This window comes from Cumulibacter soli (assembly GCF_004382795.1).
GTDB lineage: Bacteria > Actinomycetota > Actinomycetes > Mycobacteriales > Antricoccaceae > Cumulibacter > Cumulibacter soli.
The window spans coordinates 781,246-804,540 of sequence record NZ_SMSG01000001.1 but is presented as its reverse complement, the minus strand read 5'-3'; the positions used below and the strand labels follow the sequence as shown (position 1 = coordinate 804,540).

The following is a 23,295-nucleotide window of genomic DNA, read 5'->3' as shown; positions in this document are numbered from 1 at the left end:
AACCCGGAAGCTAAGCCTTACAGCGCCGATGGTACTGCACTCGCGAGGGTGTGGGAGAGTAGGACGCCGCCGAACAAATTCTTTGCAGCAGTATCCCGGTAGGGGGCCACCACACGTGGCCCCCTACCGGCATTTCTAGGCGTATTCACATGCCGCCTATCGCCCTTGGAAACCGAGCGAATCCGGGTGGCCAAGGGCGTTTGCGGTATTCGGTGGGCTACTCGTCGTACGTGCGTGGAAGGCGGTCCTGCCGAGCGTGAGTCACGCGTCGTGGAGGATTTCACCTTCGGTTTCGCCTGCAGACGGCCATTGTCTGTGCTCAAATGGCAGGCATGACTCAACCGGTACGCACCGCAGCCCAGGCGGGTCAGGACGCGATTGTCTTCAAAGCCCTCGCCAACGCCGTACGTCTGCAGATTGTGTCGCTCGTGGCGGCCGCACCGCAGGGTCAGGTGAGCGCTGGCGAGATTGTTGATCAGTTTGACCTGTCGCAGCCAACGATTAGTCACCACCTACGAGTTCTACGCGAAGCCGGAGTGCTGACCACACACAAGTCGTCCACTTTCGTCTATTACCGATTTGCCCCTCGGCTGCACGAGGCCGTGACCTCGGTGCTGCCCAATCATGCTGCGGTCGCTCCGCCGAGTGAGGCCCGCCCTACCGCTGGCGCCCACGCTGTCGCGTCGTCCGCCAGCGTGGCAGGCACGGCCGCTGCAGAACCTTCCGAGGCTGCACAGGAGGCCTCGGCGCACGCGGGGCAGGCAGACGACGAAGACGTCGATACGAAGGTCGCCATCGCTGAGCCGGACGAGGCTAGCGCGGTGGAAGACTCGGCGAGTTCCAAGCCGAAGTCCAAGAAGAGCAAGAAGGACAAGAAGTCCAAGAAGGGCAAGAAGCGTTAGTCCACGGACCTGACGGCCGGCCAGAGCGACCGGCTCGCCGCGGCCATGAGCCTGCGCGTGCCGGCCGCGCTCCGTTCCGTCCGCTCCGGGGCTAGAGTCGGCTGGCGTGACTACCGACGCTTACCTTCGCTATCCCACCATTCGCGGCGACCGGATTGTCGTCGTCGCAGAGGACGCTTTGTGGCTGGTGGAGGCCGACGGTTCTCGAGCGCACCGGATCACTAGTGGCGCGGGCCGCTTGCGCTTTCCGCGGCTCTCCCCATCTGGTGCCCTCGTAGCGTGGACGGTGCTGGAGAACGGCGCGAGCGAGGTGTACGTCAAGGCGGTGGACGGCGGTCCGGCGCGGCGCTTGACCTTCTGGGGCCATGATCGCACCGTCGTGCGAGGCTGGCTGAACGAGCGTGAGTTGCTCGTCGTCAGCGCCGTTGGCCAGGTCGAACGCTCCCGTGCGTTTGCGCACGTCGTGCCCGTTGATGGAACCCCCGGTCGGGCACTACCGTACGGCTGGCTAGGCGACTTGAGCGTGGCCGAGCCTGCCACTGCGCGCTCCTCGGCCGGTAAAGGAATCCTGCTGTCGACGAGCACGACGGTGGAGCCTGCGCACTGGAAGCGGTACCGAGGCGGCGCTGCCGCGCAACTGTGGTTCGACAATGCCGTGCGCCCCGGCGATCCTGGTCGATTCACCCGCGTTTTCAGCGGGTTGACGGCTAGTCTCGTCAGCCCGATGCTGGTCACCGCCGGCGGCGGTGCGCGGCGCATTGCCTTCTTGTCCGACCACGAGGGTGGACCGGCGCAGGTTTATTCGGCGCCGGTCCGGCGCGGCCGTGTCGTCGAGGAAGAACTGCTCGCGCACGGAGGGGACGTCGACGGTTTCTATGCGCGCCACGCTACGACCGACGGCCGCCGCATCGTGTACATTGCCGGCGGCCGGTTGTATGTGCTCGATTCGGTAGATGGGACGTCGCAACCGCGCAACCTCGACATCGCCATCGGCGGCGCTCGGGCCGGTCTGCAACCGACTGTGCACGACCTGGGCGAGACCATCGACTTCATCAGTGCCGACGTCACTGGCCGGGCCTCCATCGTCGGCGCGCGCGGCACCGTGCACTATGTGCCGCACCGACGCGGCGCGAACCGGGTGCTGGCCGACGGGCCCGGCGTACGGCGCCGACGCCCGTTGTTGCTCGGCGATACCGGGCGCGCTGTGTGGGTTACTGACAAAGATGGCGATGATGCGCTGGAGATCGTCGAGGCCAACGACATTGGTGCCGAACCTCGCACCCTGGTACGCGCCGGCAATCTGGGTCGCGTTGTGGACCTCATTGCCGCGCCCGACGGAACCCGGCTGGCCATAGCCAGTCACGACGGACGCCTACTGACCCTGACGGTCCCGAAGAAGATCAGTCGCGCCGTACGACCCAAGGAACTAGATCGCAGCTTCCACGGTGACTTAGGCGACCTGGCGTTTTCGCCGGATAGCGCCTGGCTCGCGTGGTCGCGGCCAGAGTCAGCCGATGCGATGGCGCGGATCCGGATGGCCAACGTCGCCACCACAGGCGCCGAGCCCTTCGACGTCACGGCGGCTCGGTTCAACGACTTCAGCCCCACCTTCACTACCGATGGCAAGTACCTCGCGTTCTTGTCCTATCGCTCCTTTGACCCGGTATACGACTCGTACGTGTTCGACCTGTCGTTCCCGGGCGGCTGTCGCCCGTTCCTCGTGCCACTGGCCGCCGAAACGCCGTCGCCGTTCGACGCCACCGTCGGCGGAGTACCGCTTGACGGTGGCGACGGCGCAGCGCAGTCGGCCGATGACTCAGCGCCACAACCGGCCGAGGGTCCGGGCAAAGCTGGCAAAAATGCGCCCGAGACGACCGTCGATATCGACGGTCTGGAACAACGCATCGTGCCGTTCCCGGTCGACGCGGGCCGACTGTCCGGACTGCACGCGGTGCAGGGCGGCTGCATCTGGGTGACGCACCCGCCTCGCGGTGAACTCGGCGAAGACCTCATCAGCGAACCCGCACGTCCCTGGGTGAGTCACATCGATTTCGCGACCGGCAAGAGTGACGTACTCGTCGATGCCGTGGACGCCGTCGAGGTCACCGGTGACGGGTCGCAACTTCTCGTCTACAACGACGGCACGTTGAGCGTGCTGCCTGCCACCCGCAAGGTGGAGGATGACGCTGGAGAGCGTGTGGACGTCGACCTGAGCGGATCGACGGTCATCCTGCAGCCCACCGCGCAGTGGCGCCAGATGTTCGCCGAGGCCTGGCGCCTCATGCGAGACAACTTCTGGCGCCCGGACATGGGCGGTATCGACTGGAAGGCCTCCTACGAGCGGTACGCCGCCCTGCTGCCGCGGTTATCGTCGTACGACGAACTGATCGATCTGCTGTGGGAACTGCAAGGCGACCTCGGCTCCTCACACGCGTACGTCGAACCCGTACCCGACCGTGCCCGAGCCGCACACCGCCAAGGCATGCTCGGCGCTGACCTGACTTACGCCGATGGGCGCTGGCTCATTGACGCGATCGTGCCGGGCGAGTCCTCCGCGCGGGCAGCGCGATCCCCACTGCTCGGCCCCGGCGTCGGCGTGCGCGCTGGTGACGAGATCCTCGCCGTGGCCGGTCGCCCGGTCAGCAGTACGGATTCGCCGGCGCGGTTGTTGGTGGGTACCGCGGGAAAGCCTACCGAGCTCGTGGTCGCGACGGGCACAAATGCGCCGCGCCGGGTGGTCGTCACCCCACTCGCCGAGGAGTTCTCGCTGCGGTACCAGGCCTGGGTGAATGACCGCCGTGCCTATGTGCACGAGCGGACCGGCGGCTCGGTCGGGTATCTGCACGTACCGGACATGGTCTCCGGGGGCTGGGCACAGTTGCATCGTGATCTGCGCACCGAGATCGGTCGCGATGCGGTCATCGTCGACGTCCGCGGAAACCGAGGTGGGCACACCTCGCAACTGATCATTGAGAAACTCGCCCGCACCGTCGTCGGATGGGACGTCAGTCGTGGCTACCGGCCATCGACGTACCCCTCGGATGCCCGACGCGGACCGATGGTCGCGATCGCCGATATGCACGCCGGATCGGACGGCGACATCGTCACCGCCGCGATCCGTGAACTGGGGCTCGGGCCGGTCGTGGGTACCCGCACCTGGGGTGGCGTGGTGGGTATCGACGGTCGCTACCACCTCGTTGATGGCACCGGGGTGACGCAACCGCGATACGCGTTCTGGTTCGAGCGGTTCGGGTGGAGTGTCGAGAATTACGGCGTCGAGCCCGATGTCGAGGTCGAAGTCTCCCCGCAGCAGCGCGCGGAGTCATCGGATCCACAGTTGGACGCCGCGATCGACCTGGTGCGCAAGGCGCTGGCGCGCGAACCGGCGAAACGGCCGCCGCGACTGCCGCGGTGACGGCCGGGTAACGGCCCGGCACGCGGCTTGGGGTCCACTTCGGCAGTGCTAGCGCAGCGTGCCACTGGCCTCAAATGGCGCGCAGTTGCGGACGCGGGCGAGATTAGTTAGCCATGCGAACATTGTGGTGCGATACTTGCCGCATGCCTGCCGCCGTCCTCCTCCTGCTCGGTGCGATGACCGCAGTGGGCCCCATCGCCCTCGACCTATATCTATCCGCGTTCCCCGAGATCGCTACCGAACTCGGCGTTGAGGCCCATCAGGTCCAGCTCACGCTCACGGCCTGCATGATCGGTTTGGGCGTTGGCCAACTGATTGCCGGGATTGCCAGCGACGCCTACGGGCGCCGTCGGCCACTGTTGATCGGCATGGCCGTGTTCCTGGTCTTCTCGCTGCTGTGCATGGCCTCGCAGGACATCTGGATGTTGATCATCGCGCGCTTCCTGCAAGGTGCCGGTGGAGGCGCCGGAATCGTGATCGCGCGGTCGGTCATCCGCGACCGCACCTCCGGTGAGGCGATGGTGCGTGCCCTGACCACCGTGATGATCGTGCTCGGGCTGGCGCCGATCCTGGGGCCGATGATCGGCGGCGTGCTGATGGAACTGACCGGATGGCGCGGCGTGTTCGGCGCACTCAGCGTGATCGCGGCGTTGCTCGCGCTCGGTTCGCTCACGCTGAAGGAGTCACTACCGCCGGAACGGCGGCGCCCGATCAGCATTGCCAAAATTCGCGCCGACTTCGCTGCCGTACTGCGTGATCGCGATTGGCAATACGGCGCGGGCACGGTGTCGCTGACCAGCACGGCGGTGTTCTTCTACATCGGTGCGTCCGCGTTCGTGTTTCAGGAGGTCTACGGGCTTTCGCCGCTCGAGTATTCGATCGTGTTCGGCGTGAACGCCGCGAACTTCATGATCTTCAGCCAGAGCAACCGACTGCTATCGCGCTGGTTCAGCGCGCAGACGCGGTTAGGCGTCGCGGTCGTGGGAATGTGCGCAGCGAGCGTCGTGTTGGCCACCGCCGCGCTGATCGACGACGCGCCCATCTGGCTACCGATGATCGGTTTCGCGCTGCTTCCGGCCGCACACGGAGTGGGCTCCCCGAACGGATTGGCGATCTCCCTGGAGAACCATGCCGAGCGGGCCGGCTCGGCGTCCGCGCTGCAGGGCGTTGTGCAGTACACGCTGGCCGGTATCGCCGTACCGTTGGCCGGCGAAACGCTTGGTGGCGTTGCCGCAGCGGTGTGCATCGTGACCGTGGTGATGGTGCTGCTGCGGGTGAGCATCGGCCGGCGAAGGGCCGCGGCGGTCCAACCAGCGCGAGGCGCGGCGGATCAGGTGGCGTGATCGCTGAACGGTCCTACCCTGGATGACGTGGACCAGCGACGATTCATCGACTACTCCTTCCAACGGCGGGCCGTACTACGTGAGCTCGCCGAGGGTCGTCGTACGCGCGAGGAAGTCTGTGATGCACAGGCGTACTTGAAGCAGGCCGCGGCGTATCACGGTGACGCCACCGAGCGCGCCTGCCCGGTCTGCGCGCGGCAGAACGTCGATCTCGTGCATTACGTTTTTGGTGACCGCTGGAAGGTTGGCTCCGGACAAGCCCGCACCGCTCGGCAGGTCGCCGAAATGGCGCCAATAACCAGCGAGTTCAGCGTGTACGTCGTGGAGGTCTGCCGCGGATGCGGCTGGAACCACCTCATCGAGTCCTTCAGCACCGGCGTCCCGGTGACGCCGAAACGACGCCGATCCCGCCGCGCCCCGGCCACACCCGAGGTCGCGATTGACCTCAACGACGTCTGAGGCACCGCAGCACGTCCGGTGTGAGGGCGGCGTGGGTCTGCGGTGAGACTCACCAGCGCTGGTTCGCCGATTTCACGCACCCTTATCGTCGATCCGGCACACTAGATGAGATGTCGGGTGACCCGTACCCGGCGGTTGACTCAGCGACGGAGTGACAGTGCAAGACGGATCCCAGGACGATCCCACCGAAATCACGAGTGGCGATCACGATGCGGCAGAGGCCGCGCCGAGGACGATCCGCCCCATCCTCAGCCGCAGGTCGCTCGCTTCCGCCGAGTCGTCCGGTGCCGCGGGCGCGAAACGTAAACCCGGTCGTGTGCTGCGGGTCATGCGTGTGGTGGCGATCGTCGTCACCGCACTTGCGCTCGTCGGCTCGGGCATCATCGGCTACGCGTACCAGACGACGACCGTGCCACGCCCAGAGGACGTGAAGGTCGCGCAGTACTCCACCATTTACTACGCCGGCGGCGAAGAGATGGCGCGGGTCGGGTCGGAGAACCGCACGATCGTGCCGCTGGACAAGGTTCCCGAACACGTTCAGCGCGCCGTGTTGGCCGCCGAGAACCGGTCCTTCTACGAGGACCCAGGATTCTCCATCAGCGGAATCTCGCGGGCGGCGTGGCTCAACCTCACCGAAGGCGAAAGCCAGGGCGGCTCCACCATCACGCAGCAGTACGTGAAGAAGGCGTACCTGACCGACGACAAGACGCTTTCGCGCAAGTTCAAGGAACTGTTGATCTCGATCAAACTCGAGCAGCAGTACAGCAAAGACGAAATCCTCGGCTTCTACCTGAACACCATCTACTACGGCCGGGGCGCGTACGGGATCGAAGCCGCCGCCGAGGTCTACTTCGGTAAGCCGGTCGACAAACTGACCCTCGCCGAGGGAGCCGTGCTCGCCTCCAGTATCAACAGCCCGTCAGGCTTCGACCCGCAGGAACACCCTGAGGCGGCGAAGGACCGTTGGAATTACGTCCTCGACGGTATGGTCGACGCGAAATGGCTCAGTCAGCAAGACCGCGACGCCGTCGAATACCCGCAGGTGCTCCCGATCGGCCCCGGACCGTTGAACCAGGTCAACGGCCCGGAGGGTGTGGTCGTGTCGCGGGTCAAGGACGAACTCGCCTCCCTCGGGTACGACGATGACGCCGTGAACTCCGGCGGCCTACGGGTGACCACGACGATTCCGAAAGAAACCCAACAGCAGGCTATTAAGTCGGTGCAGGACCAATTGTCCGGTCAGCCGGACAATCTGATTCCGTCGTTGGTGGCCACCGACCCCACCACCGGAGCGGTCCGCGCGTACTACGGAAACTCGCAAGGAACTGGGTTCGACTTCGCCGGCGCCTATCGCCAGCCCGGATCCTCGTTCAAGGCGTTCGTGTTGGCAGCGGCGTTGGAGAACGGCTACTCCCTTTACACGACACGGAACGGGTCATCGCCGCAGTACTTCCCCGGTAACCCGCACCCGATCAACAACGCCGGCGGCGAAAGTTGCGGGGCATGCAGCATCAAGGAATCGATCACCCGTTCGTTGAACACCACGTTTTACGGGCTGGCCGAGGAGATGGGCCCGGACAAGGTCGCCGAGATGGCGCACAGGGCCGGTGTGGGCGAAACCCGACTCGATAACGGCGAACCGACACTGCAAGAGTCGGATGGCAACGTGGCCCCGGCGATCGCCATCGGCCTGTACGAGGTCAGCACGCTCGATATGGCTTCTTCCTTCGGAACCTTCGCCAACGACGGGGTCAAGAACGAACCGTACTTCGTGGAGAAGGTCACCGACGCGGACGGGAACGTGCTGTACGAACACGAAGGCAACAGCGAACGGGTCGTTTCGCACGAGGTCGCTAACGATGTGTCCTTCGGCATGTCGGACGTCGCGTCGTACTCCGGTGACGCATTGGACGAAGGGCGCCCGACCGCCTCCAAGACCGGCACCGTGCAGTTGGACGACGTCGACAACAAGGACGCCTGGATGGTCGGGTACACCCCGCAGTTGTCCACCGCGGTCTGGATCGGAACCGAATCATCCGAGCCGATCCGGGACGCGAACGGGGCGATGATCTATGGCGCTGGGATCCCCGGCAAGATCTGGCAGCAGTTTATGAATGCGGCGCTCGCCGGGACCGAAATTATGCCAATGCCGACGACCGCTCTCATCCAGGGCGGAAACAGCAACGCTGACGTGACGACCTCACAGACCGAGGAGAGCACGACCCAGAGTGAGTCGAGCACGAGTTCGAGCTCGAGTTCGTCTTCGAGCAGCAGCGCCCCACAGACAACGACCAGTGAGCCATCCACGACGTCGGCGCCAAAACCCGAACCAGAACCGGAGCCCGAACCCGAACCTGAACCGGAGCCCGACCCGGAGCCGACCACTACGTCGCAGCCAACGGATAATCCAGAACCGTCCGGTTCCAGCGAGCCCGAACAGCCCGGCGGCGAGCAGCCGCAGCTGGTACCGAACATCTGACCGACGCGCGTCGCGCGCTATCCGAGGGAGGGATCGTGCCCGCACGCCGGCCGTATCCGTACGACGATCCCGCCGACCGCGTCATCCCAAGTTGGACGAGCAGTGTGGGGCGGGCCGCGGCGCGCGCGATTGGTGGACCCTGGGGACGGCACGCACGGGTTGGTCGTCAGCGGTTCTGGACCCCGACACGTGTTCTGTTTGCCCTCGCCGTCCTCACCCTGACACTCGCGTGGATCAAGGAACGCCCGTGCGCGCTCGGTGAGTGGGACGGGTCCCAGTACACGCACATGTGTTACTCGGACACCATTCCGTTGGTTGGTTTGGAAGGAATCACCGACGGGGCAGTGCCGTATTTCAGCATGGATCCCAGCCTCGCGCCGCAGGACGTCGGCTACTCCTTCGGCCGCGTTGAGTACCCGGTGCTCAGTGGGTTCTTCATGTGGTTCGCGCATGCGGTTTCCGCGCCCGTGCAGTCGGTCATCGAGGTCGTGACCCCCGACGCGATGAGCTGGGCGGGCTACTTCGCCGTCACCTGCCTCCTGCTCGCGCTGTGCTACTTCGCCGTCGTGTACTTCACCGCGCGCACAGCCGGCCGGCGGGTGTGGGACGCCGCTCTCGTGGCCGCCGCGCCCATTGTGGTGGTGCACGCGTTCACCAACTGGGACTTGTTCGCGATGGCGTTTCTGGCCGCGGCCATGTTCGCGTGGTCGCGCGAGCGACCCGTGCTGTGCGGCATCCTCCTGGGGCTCGGGACTGCAGCAAAGTTGTATCCGGTGCTCATGCTCGGCGCTTTGTTGGTGCTGGCGCTGCGCAGCGGCAAATGGCGCTCGTTCGGCGGGGCGGTCGGCGGTGCTGTGGCCGGGTGGGCTGCGGTGAACGTGCCGGTGATGATCGGCGCGTACGCCGGTTGGCGAGTGTTCCTCGACCTGAACGCAGAACGCACCGCCGACCAGTCGACCTTGTGGGAGATCGGCGAGCGGGCGGTGTCATCGGCAACGCAGTTCGAGTTCGAGAACCTCATCGAGGCGGACACGCTCAACACGTGGGTTTTTATCGCGATGGCGCTATGCTGTGTGGGAATCGCGGTGGTAGCTCTCGCCGCGCCCCAGCGGCCGCGCGTGGCGCAACTGGTGTTCCTGATCGTCGCAGCGTTCCTGCTGACGAACAAAGTGTGGAGTGCGCAGTACTCGATCTGGCTGCTACCGCTGATCGCGCTCGCGTTGCCGCGGTGGCGGCTGATCATCGGCTGGCAACTCGCTGAAGCGATGGTGTGGATATGCACCATGCTGTGGTTCCACCAGCGTGACATCTACTACGCAAACCAAGCCCGACCCGAGGGTGAGGAAGCTGTGCTCTCCTCCGGGGTCGATTACCAGTGGATCGCGCTGTTCGTGCTGATCCGCAGCGGGTTTGTGATCGCGATGGCGGTGCTGGTGATTCGCGACATCTGGTACCCATCCCAGGACCGTGTGCGGCGCGTCGGGCAGGATGACCCGTCCGGCGGCGTCTTCGATGGCGCCGACGACCGCTTCACCCTCCGCTTGAGGAGTGCCCGCCGGTCATCTCGCGCCACCTCGGATCCGGTTCCCCACGACGATGCGAGCGCGGCCGCCCAGCCATCGCCCAAGTGAGCGCCTGGAGATGGGGTTAGGGGAGGCTGCTGCGGAGGAAGGCGATGTCCTCGGCCTGGCCGTCATCCGGCGTCTCTACGACAACCGGCGCACCCGCGGCGAGCACGACTTCGGCGAGCAACTTCGGGTCGATCTCGCCTTGCCCAATGGTGGCGTGCCGGTCACGGCCCGAGTCGAACGCATCGCGCGAGTCGTTGCAATGCACCAGATCGATCCGTCCGGTGATCGCTTTGATCTTCTCGACCGCAGTCAGTAGGTCGATCCCGCCGGCGTGCGCGTGGCAGGTGTCCAGGCAGAATCCCGGCTCGAATTCGCCGACCGCATCCCATAACCGCGCCAGGGCATCCAACCTGCGCGCCATCGAAAAATTGCCGCCTGCGGTGTTCTCGATCAGGATCGGGGTGTCGAGCCCGCCGTACTTCTCGTGCGCTTCGAGGAACGCCTTGCGCCAGTTGTCCACACCCACCGCGGGATCGTCGTCCTTGGTCACATGTCCGCCGTGCACGATCAGCCCCATCGCGCCGATTTCCTTCGCCGCGGTGGCATGTTCGCGCATGATCTTGCGACTGGGGATCCGGATCCGGTTATTCGTCGAGGCGACATTGACGATGTAGGGCGCGTGGATAAACACCTGAGTGTCGGCCTCGCGCAACGCGTCGGCGTCCGTCCGCGGCTTCGGCTTGTGCCACTTCTGCGGATCGGCCAGGAAGAACTGGACGACGTCCGCATCGCGCTCGGCCGCGGCGGCCAACGGCTCGTCGTCGCGCACGTGTGCGCCGATCCTGATATTCGAAGTACTCACGTACCTGACTCTACGGTGCGTAGCCTAGAGGGCGAGGAGCGTAGCCAACGACGACCAACTAGGAGAGCGCCATCGTGAATCCGTCGATTCTTCCACCGCAGGGCAGGTACGCCGACGATCATCTGCAACAGATGGTGCTCGACGAACTCGCCAAGCAAGAGGTCACGCCGGACAAGTTTTACTTCACCAGCGACGACTGGATGGTCACGTACGACGGGCCCACGCCAGCGTGGAACAGCATCTTTGGTGTTGCGGCCTACCGCAAGGACGGACAGACCTTCTACGCCGAGTGTGGCGTATCGCAGCGGTACGACGCAGCGACCGCGCAGTGGGGCGCGCCCGCGGCAACGGTGAAGACCGGACTGCCGCTGGACGAGGCCTCGTTCCAGGCCGCGCCGTCCGCGCTCGGTCCGCAGTCGGGTGTCATCTCGAGTCCCGCTCCGCCGCCGGCGGACGCGGCCGCGGGGACTCCCTCAGTGCCGGATAACTCGCAAACGATGATGGCTACCCGAATCCCTGACCTGCCCGCCGCGGGCGCCGCCGGCGCTGCAGGGGCCGCAGGTGCCGCAGCGGCGAGCGGTGCTGACCAACCGGACGCCGGTGCCGACCAGTCGGATGCCGGTCTCGGCGTGCTCGACCCGGAGCCAGAGGCTGAAACCGCCTCCAGCGGGCAGGACGTACCAGATGGATGGGCGATGCCCCCAGCGGACGAAAAGCCCAGCGGTGCGGACGCCGGTGTCGCCGAGCAGCCTGAGGTGAGTGACGATCTGCGGGAGGCGGGTGACCTTGGGGTCGACGAGTCCGCGTCGTCGCCGGAGTCGCCGTCGTACGAAGCGGCCGGTGCCGAGGCTGAGGCGCGCGAGCACCCCGAAATCGGGCACCAGGCCAACGTCGCGGGTTATGCGTTGCAAGTCAACGAAGACGGCACTGCCGAATTGCAGGTCCCGCTCGGTGGATCGGTCACGCTGCGCTGGGCCGGATCCGAGTAGCCAATCCGAGTAGTCATGAGTCACTGGCCTGCGGCGTACGGCGATATCGCCGTACGCCGCAGGTTTTCCATCGACAACACGGCGCGTCGTGGGCAGGATGGGGTGATGAGTGAGACCTCTTTTTGGCATCCGCAAGGCCCGATGGCCACGGCGAAGAACGACGAGATCATTTTCGTCCGTGGTGAGGGTAGTCATCTCTGGACGGACGACGGCCGCAAGATGTTCGATGCGGGCGCGAGCCTCTGGTACGCGAACATCGGCCACGGGGATCAACGGATCACCGAGGCGGTACGCCGTCAGATGGCGCAGCTTGAAGGGTTCCACTCATTCGGTAACTTCGCGACACCGATCACCAAGAAACTCACCGACAAGATCGTCGAGATCGCGCCCCTGGGACCAGACGCGAAGGTGTTCCTCGGCTCCGGCGGCAGCGATGCGATCGATACCGCCGCCAAGCTCGCCCGGCGATACTTCACCGCGACCGGTGAGCCGAACCGGCGAATCCTTATCAGCCGCGAGCACGCCTACCACGGTTTGCACGGCTTCGGTACGGCGCTCGGCTGGATGCCGGCTATGCGGGCTGGGTACGGCGACCTCGATCCCGACATCCTGCGCGCGTCAGCCACCGATGTGGACGACGTCGAGAAAGTGATCATGAACGCCGGCCCGGAACTCGTAGCGGCGTTCTTCTGCGAGCCGGTGATCGGTGCTGGTGGCGCGATTTTCCCCGGCGAGGATTACCTGCATCGCGTCCGGGAACTGTGTCGTCGCCACGGCATTCTGTTCGTCGCAGACGAGGTGATCACCGGTTTTGGGCGTACCGGTGAATGGTTCGCCTCTGAGCGGTGGGACCTGCAGCCCGACATGATCACCTTCGCGAAGGGGGTCACCAGCGGATACCTTCCGGTCGGTGGCGTCGTTATCTCGCCGAAGGTGTGCCGACCGTTCTGGGAGGACGGGTCGACTGAACTGTTCAAGCACGGCCTCACGTATTCCGGGCACGCCACGTGCGCCGCGGCGGGTGTGGCGAACATCGAGGTGATCGAGTCCGACGGGCTGCTGGAGCGAGTGCGCCACCTTGAGCCGCTGATGGCCGACGGACTACGTTCGCTGTCTGACCATCCGGCCGTCGCCGAAGTGCGCGCCGGGGCCGGGCTGATCGGATCGGTGCTGACGCACGACGCGGACGCGTCCGAGCGGTTCTATCAGGCGATGCTCAACGAGGGTGTCGTCAGCCGCAAGATTGGTGCGGACGGCCGCGGTATGCAGTTCTCGCCGCCGTTCGTGATGACGGACGATGAGTTGGACTGGCTCGTCGGCGCGACGCGCCGCGCTCTGGACCAGGTCTAATCCTGTGGGTTGCCGAAACTGATCCGGGCCCGCGCGGCCAGCGCCGATCTGGTTGTCCCCATGCGGGCATGCCACTACCGATCGCGTCGATCGGGCGGGTGATCGGCGTCGCATCGCGGAGCGGAACAACCCGAGCGGAAAATTAGTTGAAGGTTGTATGAAAAAGATCGGGTTTCTCTCGTTCGGTCACTGGACGCCTTCACCGCATTCGCAGACGCAGACTGCAGCAGACACGCTGCTGCAGTCGATAGACCTCGCCGTTGCAGCCGAGGAGCTTGGTGCGGACGGCGCCTATTTCCGGGTGCACCATTTCGCTCGCCAACTCGGCTCGCCGTTCCCGTTACTGTCGGCCATCGGCGCGCGGACCAAGAAGATCGAAATCGGCACCGGCGTGATCGATATGCGATATGAGAACCCGCTGTACATGGCTGAGGATGCCGGCGCCGCCGACCTTATTTCCGGCGGTCGACTGCAACTTGGGATCAGCCGTGGCTCACCGGAGCAGGTCGTCGACGGTTGGCGTTACTTCGGCTACGAGCCGGCCGACGGGCAAAGCGATGCCGATATGGCCCGCGCCCACACCGACGTACTGCTGCAGGTGCTGACCGGCGAGGGATTCGCCGAGCCGAGTCCCAATCCGATGTTCCCGAACCCGCCCGGTCTGCTGCGAATCGAACCGTATTCCGAGGGTCTGCGTGACCGGATCTGGTGGGGCGCGGGTTCCCGCGACACGGCCGAGTGGACGGCACGCAAGGGCATGAACTTGATGAGTTCGACCCTGCTCACTGAGGACACCGGCGTCCCGTTCCACCAACTGCAGGCCGAGCAAATCCAGCGCTACCGCGACGCGTGGGCCGAGGCTGGGCACGAGCGGACCGGGCGCGTGTCGGTCAGCCGCAGCATCTTCCCGATCGTTAGCGACCTAGACCGGGCGTACTTCGGCCGCGAGACGGCCAGTCGCGACCAAGTCGGCAACATCGACGGCGGTATCGCGAGGTTCGGCAAATCGTACGCCGGAGAACCTGATGCGCTGATCGAGCAACTGCGCGAGGACGAAGCCATCGAGGCCGCGGACACGTTGCTGTTGACCGTGCCGAATCAACTTGGAGTCGACTACAACGCTCATGTGATTGAGTCGCTGCTGACGCACGTCGCGCCGGCCCTCGGCTGGCGGTAGCCGAAAATGCGGATCGCTGTCATCGGCGGCATCTCAGTAGGGCGTCTCAACCTATTCAGGCGGGCGCGTGGCGCGCCAGGCAATCTGGATTCGCTACGCGCTTGCCTGAAGCGGGGTTCTTCTGAAGTAGGTGCCGCGGTCGGATAGGTCGTGGAACGAGGTTGCCGCCGCAGTTGGGGCAAGCGCGATTCTCGAACAGGTCGACGCAATCTGAACACCACGTGCACTCGAAGGTGCAGATGTATACGTCAGGGCTATCTACTGCAAGGTCTCGGTCGCAGCATTCACAGTTGGGGCGAATCTCAAGCATGGCGTGACTCTACGCGGGCGACCGCGCGGCTAACGTGGTGCGAAATCACGTACCAGCATCAGCTCGATCGCCATGTGCATTCGTGGACGAGCTTGTTTCTGATGCACGTCGCCGGCCTCGGGGCAGGAACCAATCGATCGGTCCGCGACGACCCGGCCACCTGAGCCATGGCCGACGCTGACCCGGTTTACTTGTTACCGTGGCGGCGTGACCGAGGAGCCCGAGTTCTTTATCCCGACATTACGCATCCGCGCAACGCTCGACGGCACCGAGTTCGACACCGACTACTACCGCTGGTGTGACCACCGCCTGGACTGGCGTGCCCTCGCGAGAAATACCTACGAGGAAGATTCCCTGGCGACGGCTCGCGGAGGGTTCGCGCCGCTGGCAGTGACAGAGTTCATCAAGGCGTTCCGCAATGCCGGCGCCAAGGTTGCGCGCGTGGGCCGCACGAACGCCTTCACGGTGTCGGTGGTCGCGGGAGAGGTTTCCGTTGAGCTCGAATGCCGTCTCGGACGCGGAATCAACACGATGTCGCCGGCTCTGTCGGTGTCCGCGGGAGATAGTGCGTGTGAGCGACGCGTGCCGTTATCAGAGCTTGCACGGACGGTGTTCATGTCGAAGAACCAGCACGCTGACGATCCGCTGTATCCCTATCCGGTCGTCAGCAGCCGTAGCCATCTTGAGGTCCTAAGCCGCGAGATAGTCGACTGGATGCAACGCATCGCCGAAAACTATCCAGCCTGACACTCGCGCTGCGCCGTCGCGGGCGCGAAATGGAACTGAGCACCCGCCGCGGTGCGAACGGACGTCAGCTTGCCCGTCGGTAATGCAGCGCCACGGTGCCGTTACGCAACGGTTCGGCGGAAACCAAATCTAGGCGTCGGGTATCCGGCAAGCCGCGCTCATGAAGGGTAGGTCCGCGCCCGGCGATCAATGGGTGCAGCAGGAACTGGTACTCGTCGATCAGGTTCAGGCGATCGAGGGCGTTCGCCAACGTGACGCTTCCGACGAGTACGCCGTCCGGCGTGCTCTCCTTCAGTGCCTGCACCGCGGCGCTCAGGTCGCCGATGAGGTGATGGCTATTGGTCCACGGAAAGTCGCTACGCGTTGCAGATACGACGTACTTTGCTTTCGACTCCAGTTTGCGCGCCCAGTCGCGGATAGCCGGTGGCGCGTCGACCTCTGCGCGGGCAACTGCCGGCCAGTAACCTTCCATCATTTCGTAGGTGGTGCGGCCCCACAGCATTGCGCCGTGGGCATCCATGAGTGCGGTGAAATAGGCGTGCGTCTCGTCGTCCGCGATGCCGACCTCGTGGCTGACACAGCCATCCAAGGTGACGTTGATGCTGAAGGTAAGTAGGCCCATGTGGGGACTCCGAGGTCTGAGGAGCTAAAGCTCGCCGTGGGTGAGGGTACCGGCGACCATCGTCGCGTGTATATCTATGTCGCCGAGTTCCTCGCCGGGTGTCTCGAGCGGGTCGGCGCCGAGCACGACGAGGTCGGCGTACTTGCCGACCTCGAGTGATCCGGTGACGTCGTCGCTGCGGTTGGCGAACGCCGAGCCGACGGTATAGGCGCGCAGCGCGTTGTACGTCGAAATCGCCTCCGAGGGCGCCAGGAACTCACCATTGGCGGTCCGGCGGGTGACCATGCCGACCATGCCCAGTAGCGGTGCGCCCAGCACGACAGGACGATCGGAACTGCCGGGAAGTACCACCCCGGCGTCCAATAGCGACTGGCCGCGGTAGCACCACTCTGCGCGCTCATGCCCGAGTGCCCGAGCCATCCCATCGCCGAGTTCGGTCATGAATCGGCCCTGCGGCGTGGGGATGATGCCCAGACGTGCGAGTCGTTCGACGTCGTTCGGGTGGCACACACCCAGATGCTCGATGCGATGCCGGTGATCCTCGCGCGGGAACTCGGCGAGCACCTCTTCGTAAATGTCGAGAACTGTCGATACGGCGCGATCACCGATCGCGTGTGTCGCTACCTGCCAGCCGGCGCGGTGCGCCCCACGAATCTTCTCGCGCAGCGACTCGACGTCTTCCTGTAGAAACCCGACCTGGCCAGGCGCATTCGCGAACTCGGCGCACATTGCCGCGGTGTGCCCGACCAGCGACCCGTCGCTGAATACCTTCATCGGTCCCAGGCGCAGCATGTCACTGCCGAATCCCGTCCGCAGACCGAGATCCATCGCGTACGCCGATCCGTCTTCGGTGCCACGATCGATATGGCGCAGCGCGTCCGACACCGGCATGAGCGTGACCCGCTGTTTGAGTAGTCCGCGCTCCAACGCCGCCTGGTACGCCGCCGCCTCAACGGGGGAGTGACCCACCCAGCCCGCGCCGATCCCAGCTTCGGTGACCCCGACGAGGCCCTCGGCGGCGTACTGCGCTGAAGCGCGCCCGATCGCCTCAACGAGAGCAGCCTGCGAGTAGGGGCGCACCTGGTCCTGGACCAGTTGCATCGCCTGCTCCTGTAGCAGGCCGGTCGGCTGACCGTCGGCGCCGCGTACGACGACACCGCCAGCGGGCGGCCGATCGATGTCTGTGCCGCGTAGCGCGGCAGAGTTCACTACCGCCATGTGTCCTGACGTGTGCTTGAGCCACACCGGATTGTTCGGTGCGATGGCATCGAGGTGCCGCAGTTCGGGATGCGAACCCAGCTTGTTCTGGTCGTACCGCGCGCCGATGATCCAATCGCCGGGCGCACTGATCCCGACCGCTGCCGTGACGGCGGCGTAGACGTCGTCGACCGAGCGGACCGCGCCGTCCGAGAGGTCGATTTCGCTGAGCGAGAGCCCGAAACCCGCCATGTGATTGTGTGCGTCATGCCAGCCCGGGGTGATGGTTCGGCCGTTCAGATCGACGGTGCGTGTGGCGGGAACGTCTTCGTCCAGCGCCAGCACACGCCCGCCCCAGATCGCCAGCGAGGAAGCGACTCGGTCGCCGTCCATGGTGCGGATGCGGCCGTTCGTGAGCAAAATGTCGGCTTTCATGTGCCCACTCTGCCATCGGCACCGCTTGCGGCTCTACCCGCAGAAGGGCCTGTAGACTAGCGGCGGAATTCGCTGTCCGCGAATTCCGCCGCAAGTCACGTCCGTGCGAAACGGTGCAGGGTCCTACTCGCCGATCTTGTCGTCGAGCGTGTCGCGGACCTTGCCGACCTTGTCCTCATGGCCAGCGAACTTGTCGTTGGCAAAGTTCTCGCCCTTGTCGAGAAGTTCATCGCTCTTCTTCTCGTCGCCGGTGATGTTCGACAGGGCGTCTTTGCCCTTGTTGATCATGTCGCCGAGTCCCATAGCTGATTCCTCCACAGTGGCCACCAGGCACCGGTGTTGGTACCTGCTTATTGTGGTACTCCAACGTCAATGCCCGGCGCTACCCGTTTCATCAGAATTGTGCGTGTTATTGCTGCGGTCGTGCTGCCTAGGATGGCCCCATGAGTCTCGTGCACACCGAACGCATCGGTCATGTCCTGGTCATCACCCTGAACCGTCCGGAACGACGTAACGCCGTCGACCGCGCGCTCGCCGACGAATTGGACGCCGCGTTAAATCTGCTGGACGACGACACCGACTTGTGGTGTGGCGTGCTGACCGGTGAGGGCCCGGTGTTCTGTGCCGGTAGCGACCTCGGCGCCAACGGTGATTACGTCACCGAACGCGGCGGGGAGTACGGCATCATTCGTCGTCAGCGCGAGACTCCACTGATCGCGGCGCTGCAGGGCTCGGCGTACGGCGGTGGGTTGGAGATCGCGCTCGCCTGCGACATGATCGTCGCCTCCCGTGACGCCGTCCTCGGGCTGCCCGAGGTCAAGCGTGGTCTGATCCCGACCTGCGCTGGGCTATTTCGCGGGCCACGGGCGTTGCCGCTGAACGTGGCGACTGAGATGGCGCTCAGTGGTGAGCCGATCACCGCCGAGCGCGCAGCCGCGTATGGCCTGGTGAACCACGTGACCGAGCCCGGGGAGGCCCGTCAGCGCGCCGTGGAGTTGGCGGAATCGATCTGCGCGAATGGGCCGCTAGCCGTTCGACTGGCGCGCGGCGTCATCGCCGGGTACGTCGGTGCCACCGATGAGCACGGCTTCAGGTTGACCGACGCGGCCCAAGTAGCGGTGCGTGAATCCGAGGACAGTAAAGAGGGGATCGCCGCGTTCTTCGAGAAGCGAGCTCCGCAGTGGACCGGCCGCTAGCGCAACTCATCGCAGTTGCCGGGATCTGCCCGCGACAGGGTAAGACTCGTAACGAGGTGAGCCGGGGTGCGGCCGGTCACGTTCGGTCGCGGCGAGGAGCCCTCGCGCGGTACCCTTGACCGTCGCCCTACTACCTGGTGGGCGACACGGCGGCCACGTCATCTCATGCGCGGTCGCCAGACGCTAGACCCTCCTGTCGCGGAAGTCCCGTGGCCGTTTAGTCCAAAGGGGGTGGGTTAACTAGTGCGTCATTACGAGATGATGATCATCCTCGACCCGCAGCTCGAGGAGCGCACCGTCGCTCCGTCGCTCGAGCAGTTCCTGTCGATCGTGAAGAAGGATGGCGGGACCGTCGACAACGTTGACATCTGGGGTCGCCGTCGGCTGACCTTCGAGATCAATAAGCACGCCGAAGGCATCTACGCCGTCATCGACATGCACTGCACGCCAGCCACGGTTGGCGAGCTGGATCGCCAGCTGTCGTTGAACGAGTCGGTGCTGCGGACCAAGGTCATCCGGCCAGAAATCCGCTAAGCGCTTACCCGTCGACACCGACATCCGCTAAGAATCGCCCGGACTTATCCACCGCCGACTGATTCGTCCACCGGTCCACCCGTGGCATGGCGTTTACGCCCACGACAGGTGAGACTGGTCCAGACACCAGACGGAACTTCGAGAGGACATCCTATGGCAGGCGAGACCGTCATCACCGTGGTCGGAAATCTGACTGCTGACCCCGAGCTTCGCTTCACCCCTTCAGGTGCAGCGGTTGCCAACTTCACCGTCGCGTCCACTCCGCGTACGTTCGACCGTCAGTCGAACGAGTGGAAGGACGGCGAGGCGTTGTTCCTTCGTTGCTCGATCTGGCGCCAGGCCGCCGAGAACGTCGCCGAGTCGCTCACCAAAGGTGCGCGCGTCGTCGTCACTGGTCGCCTGAAGCAGCGCTCGTACGAGACGCGCGAGGGCGAGAAGCGCACGGTGGTTGAGCTCGAGGCCGATGAGATCGGTCCCTCGCTGCGATACGCGACTGCCAAGGTCACCCGCGCTGCGCGCGGCGGGGCCGGCGGTGGCGGCGGATTCGGTGGCGGCGCGCCCGCCGCGGACCCTTGGGGTTCTGCCCCAGCGGCTGGGGCCGGCGGATTCAGCGACGAACCGCCGTTCTAACCCGTGCGGCGTGCGCCGCACCATCACTTCACGCATCAATCAGGAGCAACACATGGCTAAGCCAGTCATTCGCAAGCCCAAGAAGAAGCCCAATCCACTGTTCGCGGCCGAGATCGAGTACATCGATTACAAGGACACCGCGATGCTGCGTAAGTACATCTCGGACCGCGGCAAGATTCGTGCTCGCCGCGTCACCGGTGTGACCTCGCAGCAGCAGCGCCAGCTCGCCAAGGCAATCAAGAATGCCCGCGAGATGGCTCTACTGCCCTACACGAGCACCGCTCGCTAAGGGAGTCAGCAAATGTCGAACATGAAGCTCATCCTCACCCAGGAAGTCACCGGCCTCGGTGCTCCCGGCGATGTCGTCGAGGTCAAGGCGGGGTACGGGCGTAACTACCTCATCCCGCGTGGCTTCGGCGTAATCGCCACCAAGGGCGGCGAGAAGCAGATCGAGCAGATCAAGCGCGCTCGCGCCGTCCGCGGTGCTCGGGATCTAGACCATGCCAAGCAGATCGCTGCGGCCCTGCAGGGACTGAAGGTCCAGCACGCTGCCCGCGCCGGTGCTGACGGTCGCCTGTTCGGATCGGTCACCGCTGGCGACATCGTCGCCGCTGTCGGTGCCGCCGGTGGTCCGGAACTCGACAAGCGTCGCATCGAGACCGATGGTCACATCAAGTCCACCGGTTCGCACGCGATATCGGTCCGCATACATGAAGATGTGGTCGGCTCGTTCAACCTCGAGGTCGTCGCCAGCAAGTAACGCTGCCAGGCAGTGCCTCCGCAAAGAGGGCTGTCCGCTCGAGAGGGAATTACACCTTCTCGAGCGGACAGCCCCTCTTTGCTGCGTAGCGGCCTTTACCGGCCGTCGCGGACGATCTCGGCAATGAGATCCGCCTGCGCGACGGATCGCTTCTTGACGTCCGGCAGGTGGGAATCCAGCTTCGCCTGGACCTCGGACCGCGCCGCGGCAAGTGCCTCAAACCGTTCGCGCAAGTACCCGCCAGACAACTGGTCGTGCCCGAACGCCCATTCCTCAAGATCAAACATCTCTAGTACCTCGCGGTACTTGTGACTCCAGCCGATGACCAGCGTCGGTACCGCCATCGCCAAGGACGAGACCATCGCATGGAAACGGCTGGCGACAAAGAGGTCACATCGCCCGATCAGGTAACGCAACTGCTGCGAGGACAACTCGCGATCGATGAACAGCACATCTTTGGATGCGCCCAGACGTTGATAGATATCGCGGCACAGCGGCAGATCGTTGTTGTGCGTCTTATCGGTACCGGTCCGCACGCTATGCGGCACCAGCAACACCCGCTTGCCGGCCGACTGCAGGTACTCGATGAAGGCGATGATTTCGCCCGCGTAATCGCCGCCGGCGCCGTCCACCTTCTTCTGCAGAACAACGCTCGGGCACACGCCCACGACGTCCCCGCCGTCGAAGAACGACAGATCGACGTGCTTGGCAACCTCGTCGCCTTCCGAGCCGGACATCTCCAACGAAAACGCATAATCTGCGCCGGCGTAGAGGTTCTTCAGCCCGAGCCCCGTGGCGAACTCATGCGTGATTCGCCCGCGGGTCACAAGCGTGCGAGCCTTCGGCAGGAACGTCTTCGAGGCGATGCGGTTGATCGGATTCTTGAACGGGCCCACGGCCTGCGCGCACTTGAACACCGGCGTACGGGTATTCAATGCCGGCAGGATCGAGGCGATGTTGTAGAGCAGGAACTTCTCGCGCCCATCGGTGAAAGTGATGCCACCCTGATCGAGAAGTACGTCGGCAGCGACTAGTGCACCCACTGCCTTCGACCTACGCTCGATCGTCTTACGCGCGAACGGCAGCAGGCGGTGGGCTAGAGCCAGCACGTTGATAGTCACGCCGAGCTGTTTCGGGTTCGCCGCGACAATCTTCAGATTGTCGTAATGGTTCTGCTCGGCGTCCTCGACCGGATACATGCTCAACAGGGTGAACTCGACATCGCCGAGGCGCTCGCTAAGAGTCTGAATAGCGCTTTCGAGCATGGCCGCGGCGCCTTTGTTGCCGGACAACGCCGAGCCGATAATCGTGATCCGGGACGTGGTCATGGGCGGATCTCCTTAGGGATAGTACGGCGGGTGACGAGGTAGGTTCCGGCGACGAGGAGGTCGCCGATCGTAGATAGCAGCCGCGCGATGAGGCTGATCAGGATCGCCTCGGGCACGGGAATGTACTGGCTGAGTATCGCCACGATGATCGCTTCGCGCACGCCCAAACCGCTGGGCACGAAGATGGCGAGGATGCCGATTGCGCCAGCCAGCACGTACGCCGCCGCGAACGGGAGCCAGTCGCTCGGCGTGATGTCCGAGACCGACTCTGCGATGAACACGAAGCCGACGCCGTTCACGATGCGCGGACCGACGAACTCCAGGCTCGCGCGCAGCGACTGCCAGGTGCTCAGGAAGTAATCGCGGGGGACGTCCTGTTTGAGCACCTTCTTGGCCGGCAGATTCACGATCTTGTGGAACAGCGGGCGATACATGATCATCGCCATCGGGATGAGCACGAGAAGCGGCAACAGGAGCAGGGTGACGTTGTCGCCGAAGATCTGCGGGCCCAGGCTGATCAGCAAGATCACCGCCGCGGGCACGATCGAGGCAATCTGCAGGAATACGTTCTCGTAGACGAAGCTGATGATGATCAGCATTCTGCTGATCCCCTTCTTCTTCGCCCACAGGACCTTGTTGGCTACGGACCCGACCTGTCCGGGGATGTATTTGAGTACCCACGACAGGCTCTGCACGGCAACCGCTTCGGTGGTGGTGATCGGTACGTCTTTTTCCACCACCCGAACCACGCGTGCCCAGACGACGCCGGTCAGGGCGACCGCGAGGGCGAACAGGATGGTGGCCAGTACCCAGCCCCAGTCGAAGGCGAGCTGATGACTCTGGAACTCGCTCCAGTTGTCAATGAGCGAACGCGCGAAGAAGTAGCCTACGACTCCGATCACGACCAGCGTGATGATCCAGCGCAGAATCTTCATGCGGCGCCTCTTGGCGCTGGGCGGAGCCGGGGCGCTGGGTGGAGCCGGGGACTG

At 64.7% G+C, this 23,295-nt stretch carries 22 protein-coding genes and 1 rRNA gene; 16 read left to right on the top strand and 7 right to left on the bottom strand.

What is annotated here, in order from left to right; all coding sequences use genetic code 11:
* The 7 genes from rrf to E1H16_RS03755 all read left to right on the top strand — a co-directional run.
* Positions 1-75, top strand: a 5S ribosomal RNA gene (rrf, locus tag E1H16_RS19015); the annotation flags it as partial.
* Positions 76-332: 257 nt separating this feature from the next.
* Positions 333-902 carry a metalloregulator ArsR/SmtB family transcription factor gene (locus E1H16_RS03780; RefSeq protein WP_166741606.1) on the top strand — a complete coding sequence of 190 codons (570 nt, stop codon included), beginning with the start codon at positions 333-335 and terminating at the stop codon, positions 900-902.
* Between the two features lie 106 nt (positions 903-1,008).
* Entirely contained in the window at positions 1,009-4,317 is a 3,309-nt protein-coding gene (locus tag E1H16_RS03775; RefSeq protein WP_134322315.1) for a S41 family peptidase, read from the top strand.
* Between the two features lie 143 nt (positions 4,318-4,460).
* Positions 4,461-5,660: a multidrug effflux MFS transporter gene (locus E1H16_RS03770; protein WP_166741605.1), complete on the top strand. Its 1,200-nt coding sequence runs from the start codon at positions 4,461-4,463 to the stop codon at positions 5,658-5,660.
* 27 nt (positions 5,661-5,687) lie between these two features.
* Complete coding sequence (locus E1H16_RS03765) at positions 5,688-6,119, top strand: DUF5318 family protein (protein WP_243837632.1); 432 nt, start codon at positions 5,688-5,690, stop codon at positions 6,117-6,119.
* 157 nt (positions 6,120-6,276) lie between these two features.
* Entirely contained in the window at positions 6,277-8,598 is a 2,322-nt protein-coding gene (locus E1H16_RS03760; RefSeq protein WP_134322313.1) for a transglycosylase domain-containing protein, read from the top strand.
* 35 nt (positions 8,599-8,633) lie between these two features.
* Positions 8,634-10,229: a glycosyltransferase family 87 protein gene (locus tag E1H16_RS03755; protein WP_134322312.1), complete on the top strand. Its 1,596-nt coding sequence runs from the start codon at positions 8,634-8,636 to the stop codon at positions 10,227-10,229.
* A gap of 16 nt (positions 10,230-10,245) precedes the next feature.
* Here E1H16_RS03755 and E1H16_RS03750 read toward each other — a convergent pair whose 3' ends face one another.
* A complete protein-coding gene (locus E1H16_RS03750; RefSeq protein WP_243837630.1) occupies positions 10,246-11,031 on the bottom strand; it encodes a deoxyribonuclease IV in 786 nt (261 codons plus the stop codon).
* Positions 11,032-11,105: 74 nt separating this feature from the next.
* On the opposite strand from E1H16_RS03750, the gene E1H16_RS03745 reads away from it, so the two are divergent.
* From E1H16_RS03745 to E1H16_RS03735, 3 genes are all read left to right on the top strand, one after another.
* The gene (locus E1H16_RS03745) at positions 11,106-12,020 is read left to right on the top strand and encodes a hypothetical protein (RefSeq protein WP_134322311.1); all 915 of its coding nucleotides are present in this window, start codon (positions 11,106-11,108) and stop codon (positions 12,018-12,020) included.
* Between the two features lie 15 nt (positions 12,021-12,035).
* Entirely contained in the window at positions 12,036-13,370 is a 1,335-nt protein-coding gene (locus tag E1H16_RS03740) for an aminotransferase family protein (protein ID WP_134322310.1), read from the top strand.
* Between the two features lie 157 nt (positions 13,371-13,527).
* Entirely contained in the window at positions 13,528-14,547 is a 1,020-nt protein-coding gene (locus tag E1H16_RS03735) for an LLM class flavin-dependent oxidoreductase (protein ID WP_134322309.1), read from the top strand.
* A gap of 55 nt (positions 14,548-14,602) precedes the next feature.
* On the opposite strand, the gene E1H16_RS19010 is transcribed toward E1H16_RS03735, so the two are convergent.
* Positions 14,603-14,857, bottom strand: a complete 255-nt coding sequence (locus E1H16_RS19010; RefSeq protein ID WP_134322308.1) for a DUF1272 domain-containing protein — start codon at positions 14,855-14,857, stop codon at positions 14,603-14,605.
* Between the two features lie 207 nt (positions 14,858-15,064).
* Here E1H16_RS19010 and E1H16_RS03725 point away from each other — a divergent pair, with 207 nt between their 5' ends.
* Positions 15,065-15,604 carry a hypothetical protein gene (locus E1H16_RS03725; RefSeq protein WP_134322307.1) on the top strand — a complete coding sequence of 180 codons (540 nt, stop codon included), beginning with the start codon at positions 15,065-15,067 and terminating at the stop codon, positions 15,602-15,604.
* A 64-nt stretch (positions 15,605-15,668) separates the two neighbouring features.
* Here the strand turns inward: E1H16_RS03725 and E1H16_RS03720 are convergent, their stop codons facing one another.
* From E1H16_RS03720 to E1H16_RS03710, 3 genes are all read right to left on the bottom strand, one after another.
* Positions 15,669-16,226 (bottom strand): dihydrofolate reductase family protein, encoded by a 558-nt coding sequence (locus E1H16_RS03720; RefSeq protein ID WP_134322306.1) that lies wholly within the window; start codon positions 16,224-16,226, stop codon positions 15,669-15,671.
* A 24-nt stretch (positions 16,227-16,250) separates the two neighbouring features.
* Entirely contained in the window at positions 16,251-17,858 is a 1,608-nt protein-coding gene (locus E1H16_RS03715) for an amidohydrolase (RefSeq protein WP_134322305.1), read from the bottom strand.
* Positions 17,859-17,981: 123 nt separating this feature from the next.
* Positions 17,982-18,161: an Rv0909 family putative TA system antitoxin gene (locus E1H16_RS03710; protein ID WP_134322304.1), complete on the bottom strand. Its 180-nt coding sequence runs from the start codon at positions 18,159-18,161 to the stop codon at positions 17,982-17,984.
* A gap of 140 nt (positions 18,162-18,301) precedes the next feature.
* On the opposite strand from E1H16_RS03710, the gene E1H16_RS03705 reads away from it, so the two are divergent.
* From E1H16_RS03705 to rplI, 5 genes are all read left to right on the top strand, one after another.
* Positions 18,302-19,054 carry an enoyl-CoA hydratase-related protein gene (locus E1H16_RS03705; RefSeq protein WP_134322303.1) on the top strand — a complete coding sequence of 251 codons (753 nt, stop codon included), beginning with the start codon at positions 18,302-18,304 and terminating at the stop codon, positions 19,052-19,054.
* Between the two features lie 243 nt (positions 19,055-19,297).
* Positions 19,298-19,588: a 30S ribosomal protein S6 gene (rpsF, locus tag E1H16_RS03700; RefSeq protein ID WP_134322302.1), complete on the top strand. Its 291-nt coding sequence runs from the start codon at positions 19,298-19,300 to the stop codon at positions 19,586-19,588.
* A 153-nt stretch (positions 19,589-19,741) separates the two neighbouring features.
* Positions 19,742-20,218, top strand: coding sequence for a single-stranded DNA-binding protein (locus E1H16_RS03695; protein ID WP_134322301.1), 477 nt, complete (start codon positions 19,742-19,744; stop codon positions 20,216-20,218).
* A 52-nt stretch (positions 20,219-20,270) separates the two neighbouring features.
* Positions 20,271-20,507 carry a 30S ribosomal protein S18 gene (gene rpsR, locus E1H16_RS03690; protein WP_134322300.1) on the top strand — a complete coding sequence of 79 codons (237 nt, stop codon included), beginning with the start codon at positions 20,271-20,273 and terminating at the stop codon, positions 20,505-20,507.
* A 12-nt stretch (positions 20,508-20,519) separates the two neighbouring features.
* A complete protein-coding gene (rplI, locus tag E1H16_RS03685) occupies positions 20,520-20,978 on the top strand; it encodes a 50S ribosomal protein L9 (RefSeq protein ID WP_243837628.1) in 459 nt (152 codons plus the stop codon).
* Between the two features lie 95 nt (positions 20,979-21,073).
* On the opposite strand, the gene E1H16_RS03680 is transcribed toward rplI, so the two are convergent.
* Positions 21,074-22,306 carry a polysaccharide pyruvyl transferase family protein gene (locus tag E1H16_RS03680; RefSeq protein WP_134322299.1) on the bottom strand — a complete coding sequence of 411 codons (1,233 nt, stop codon included), beginning with the start codon at positions 22,304-22,306 and terminating at the stop codon, positions 21,074-21,076.
* Positions 22,303-23,241, bottom strand: a complete 939-nt coding sequence (locus E1H16_RS03675) for a lysylphosphatidylglycerol synthase domain-containing protein (protein ID WP_134322298.1) — start codon at positions 23,239-23,241, stop codon at positions 22,303-22,305. The genes E1H16_RS03680 and E1H16_RS03675 overlap by 4 nt, the downstream gene beginning before the upstream one ends.
* Positions 23,242-23,295 lie beyond the last annotated feature (54 nt).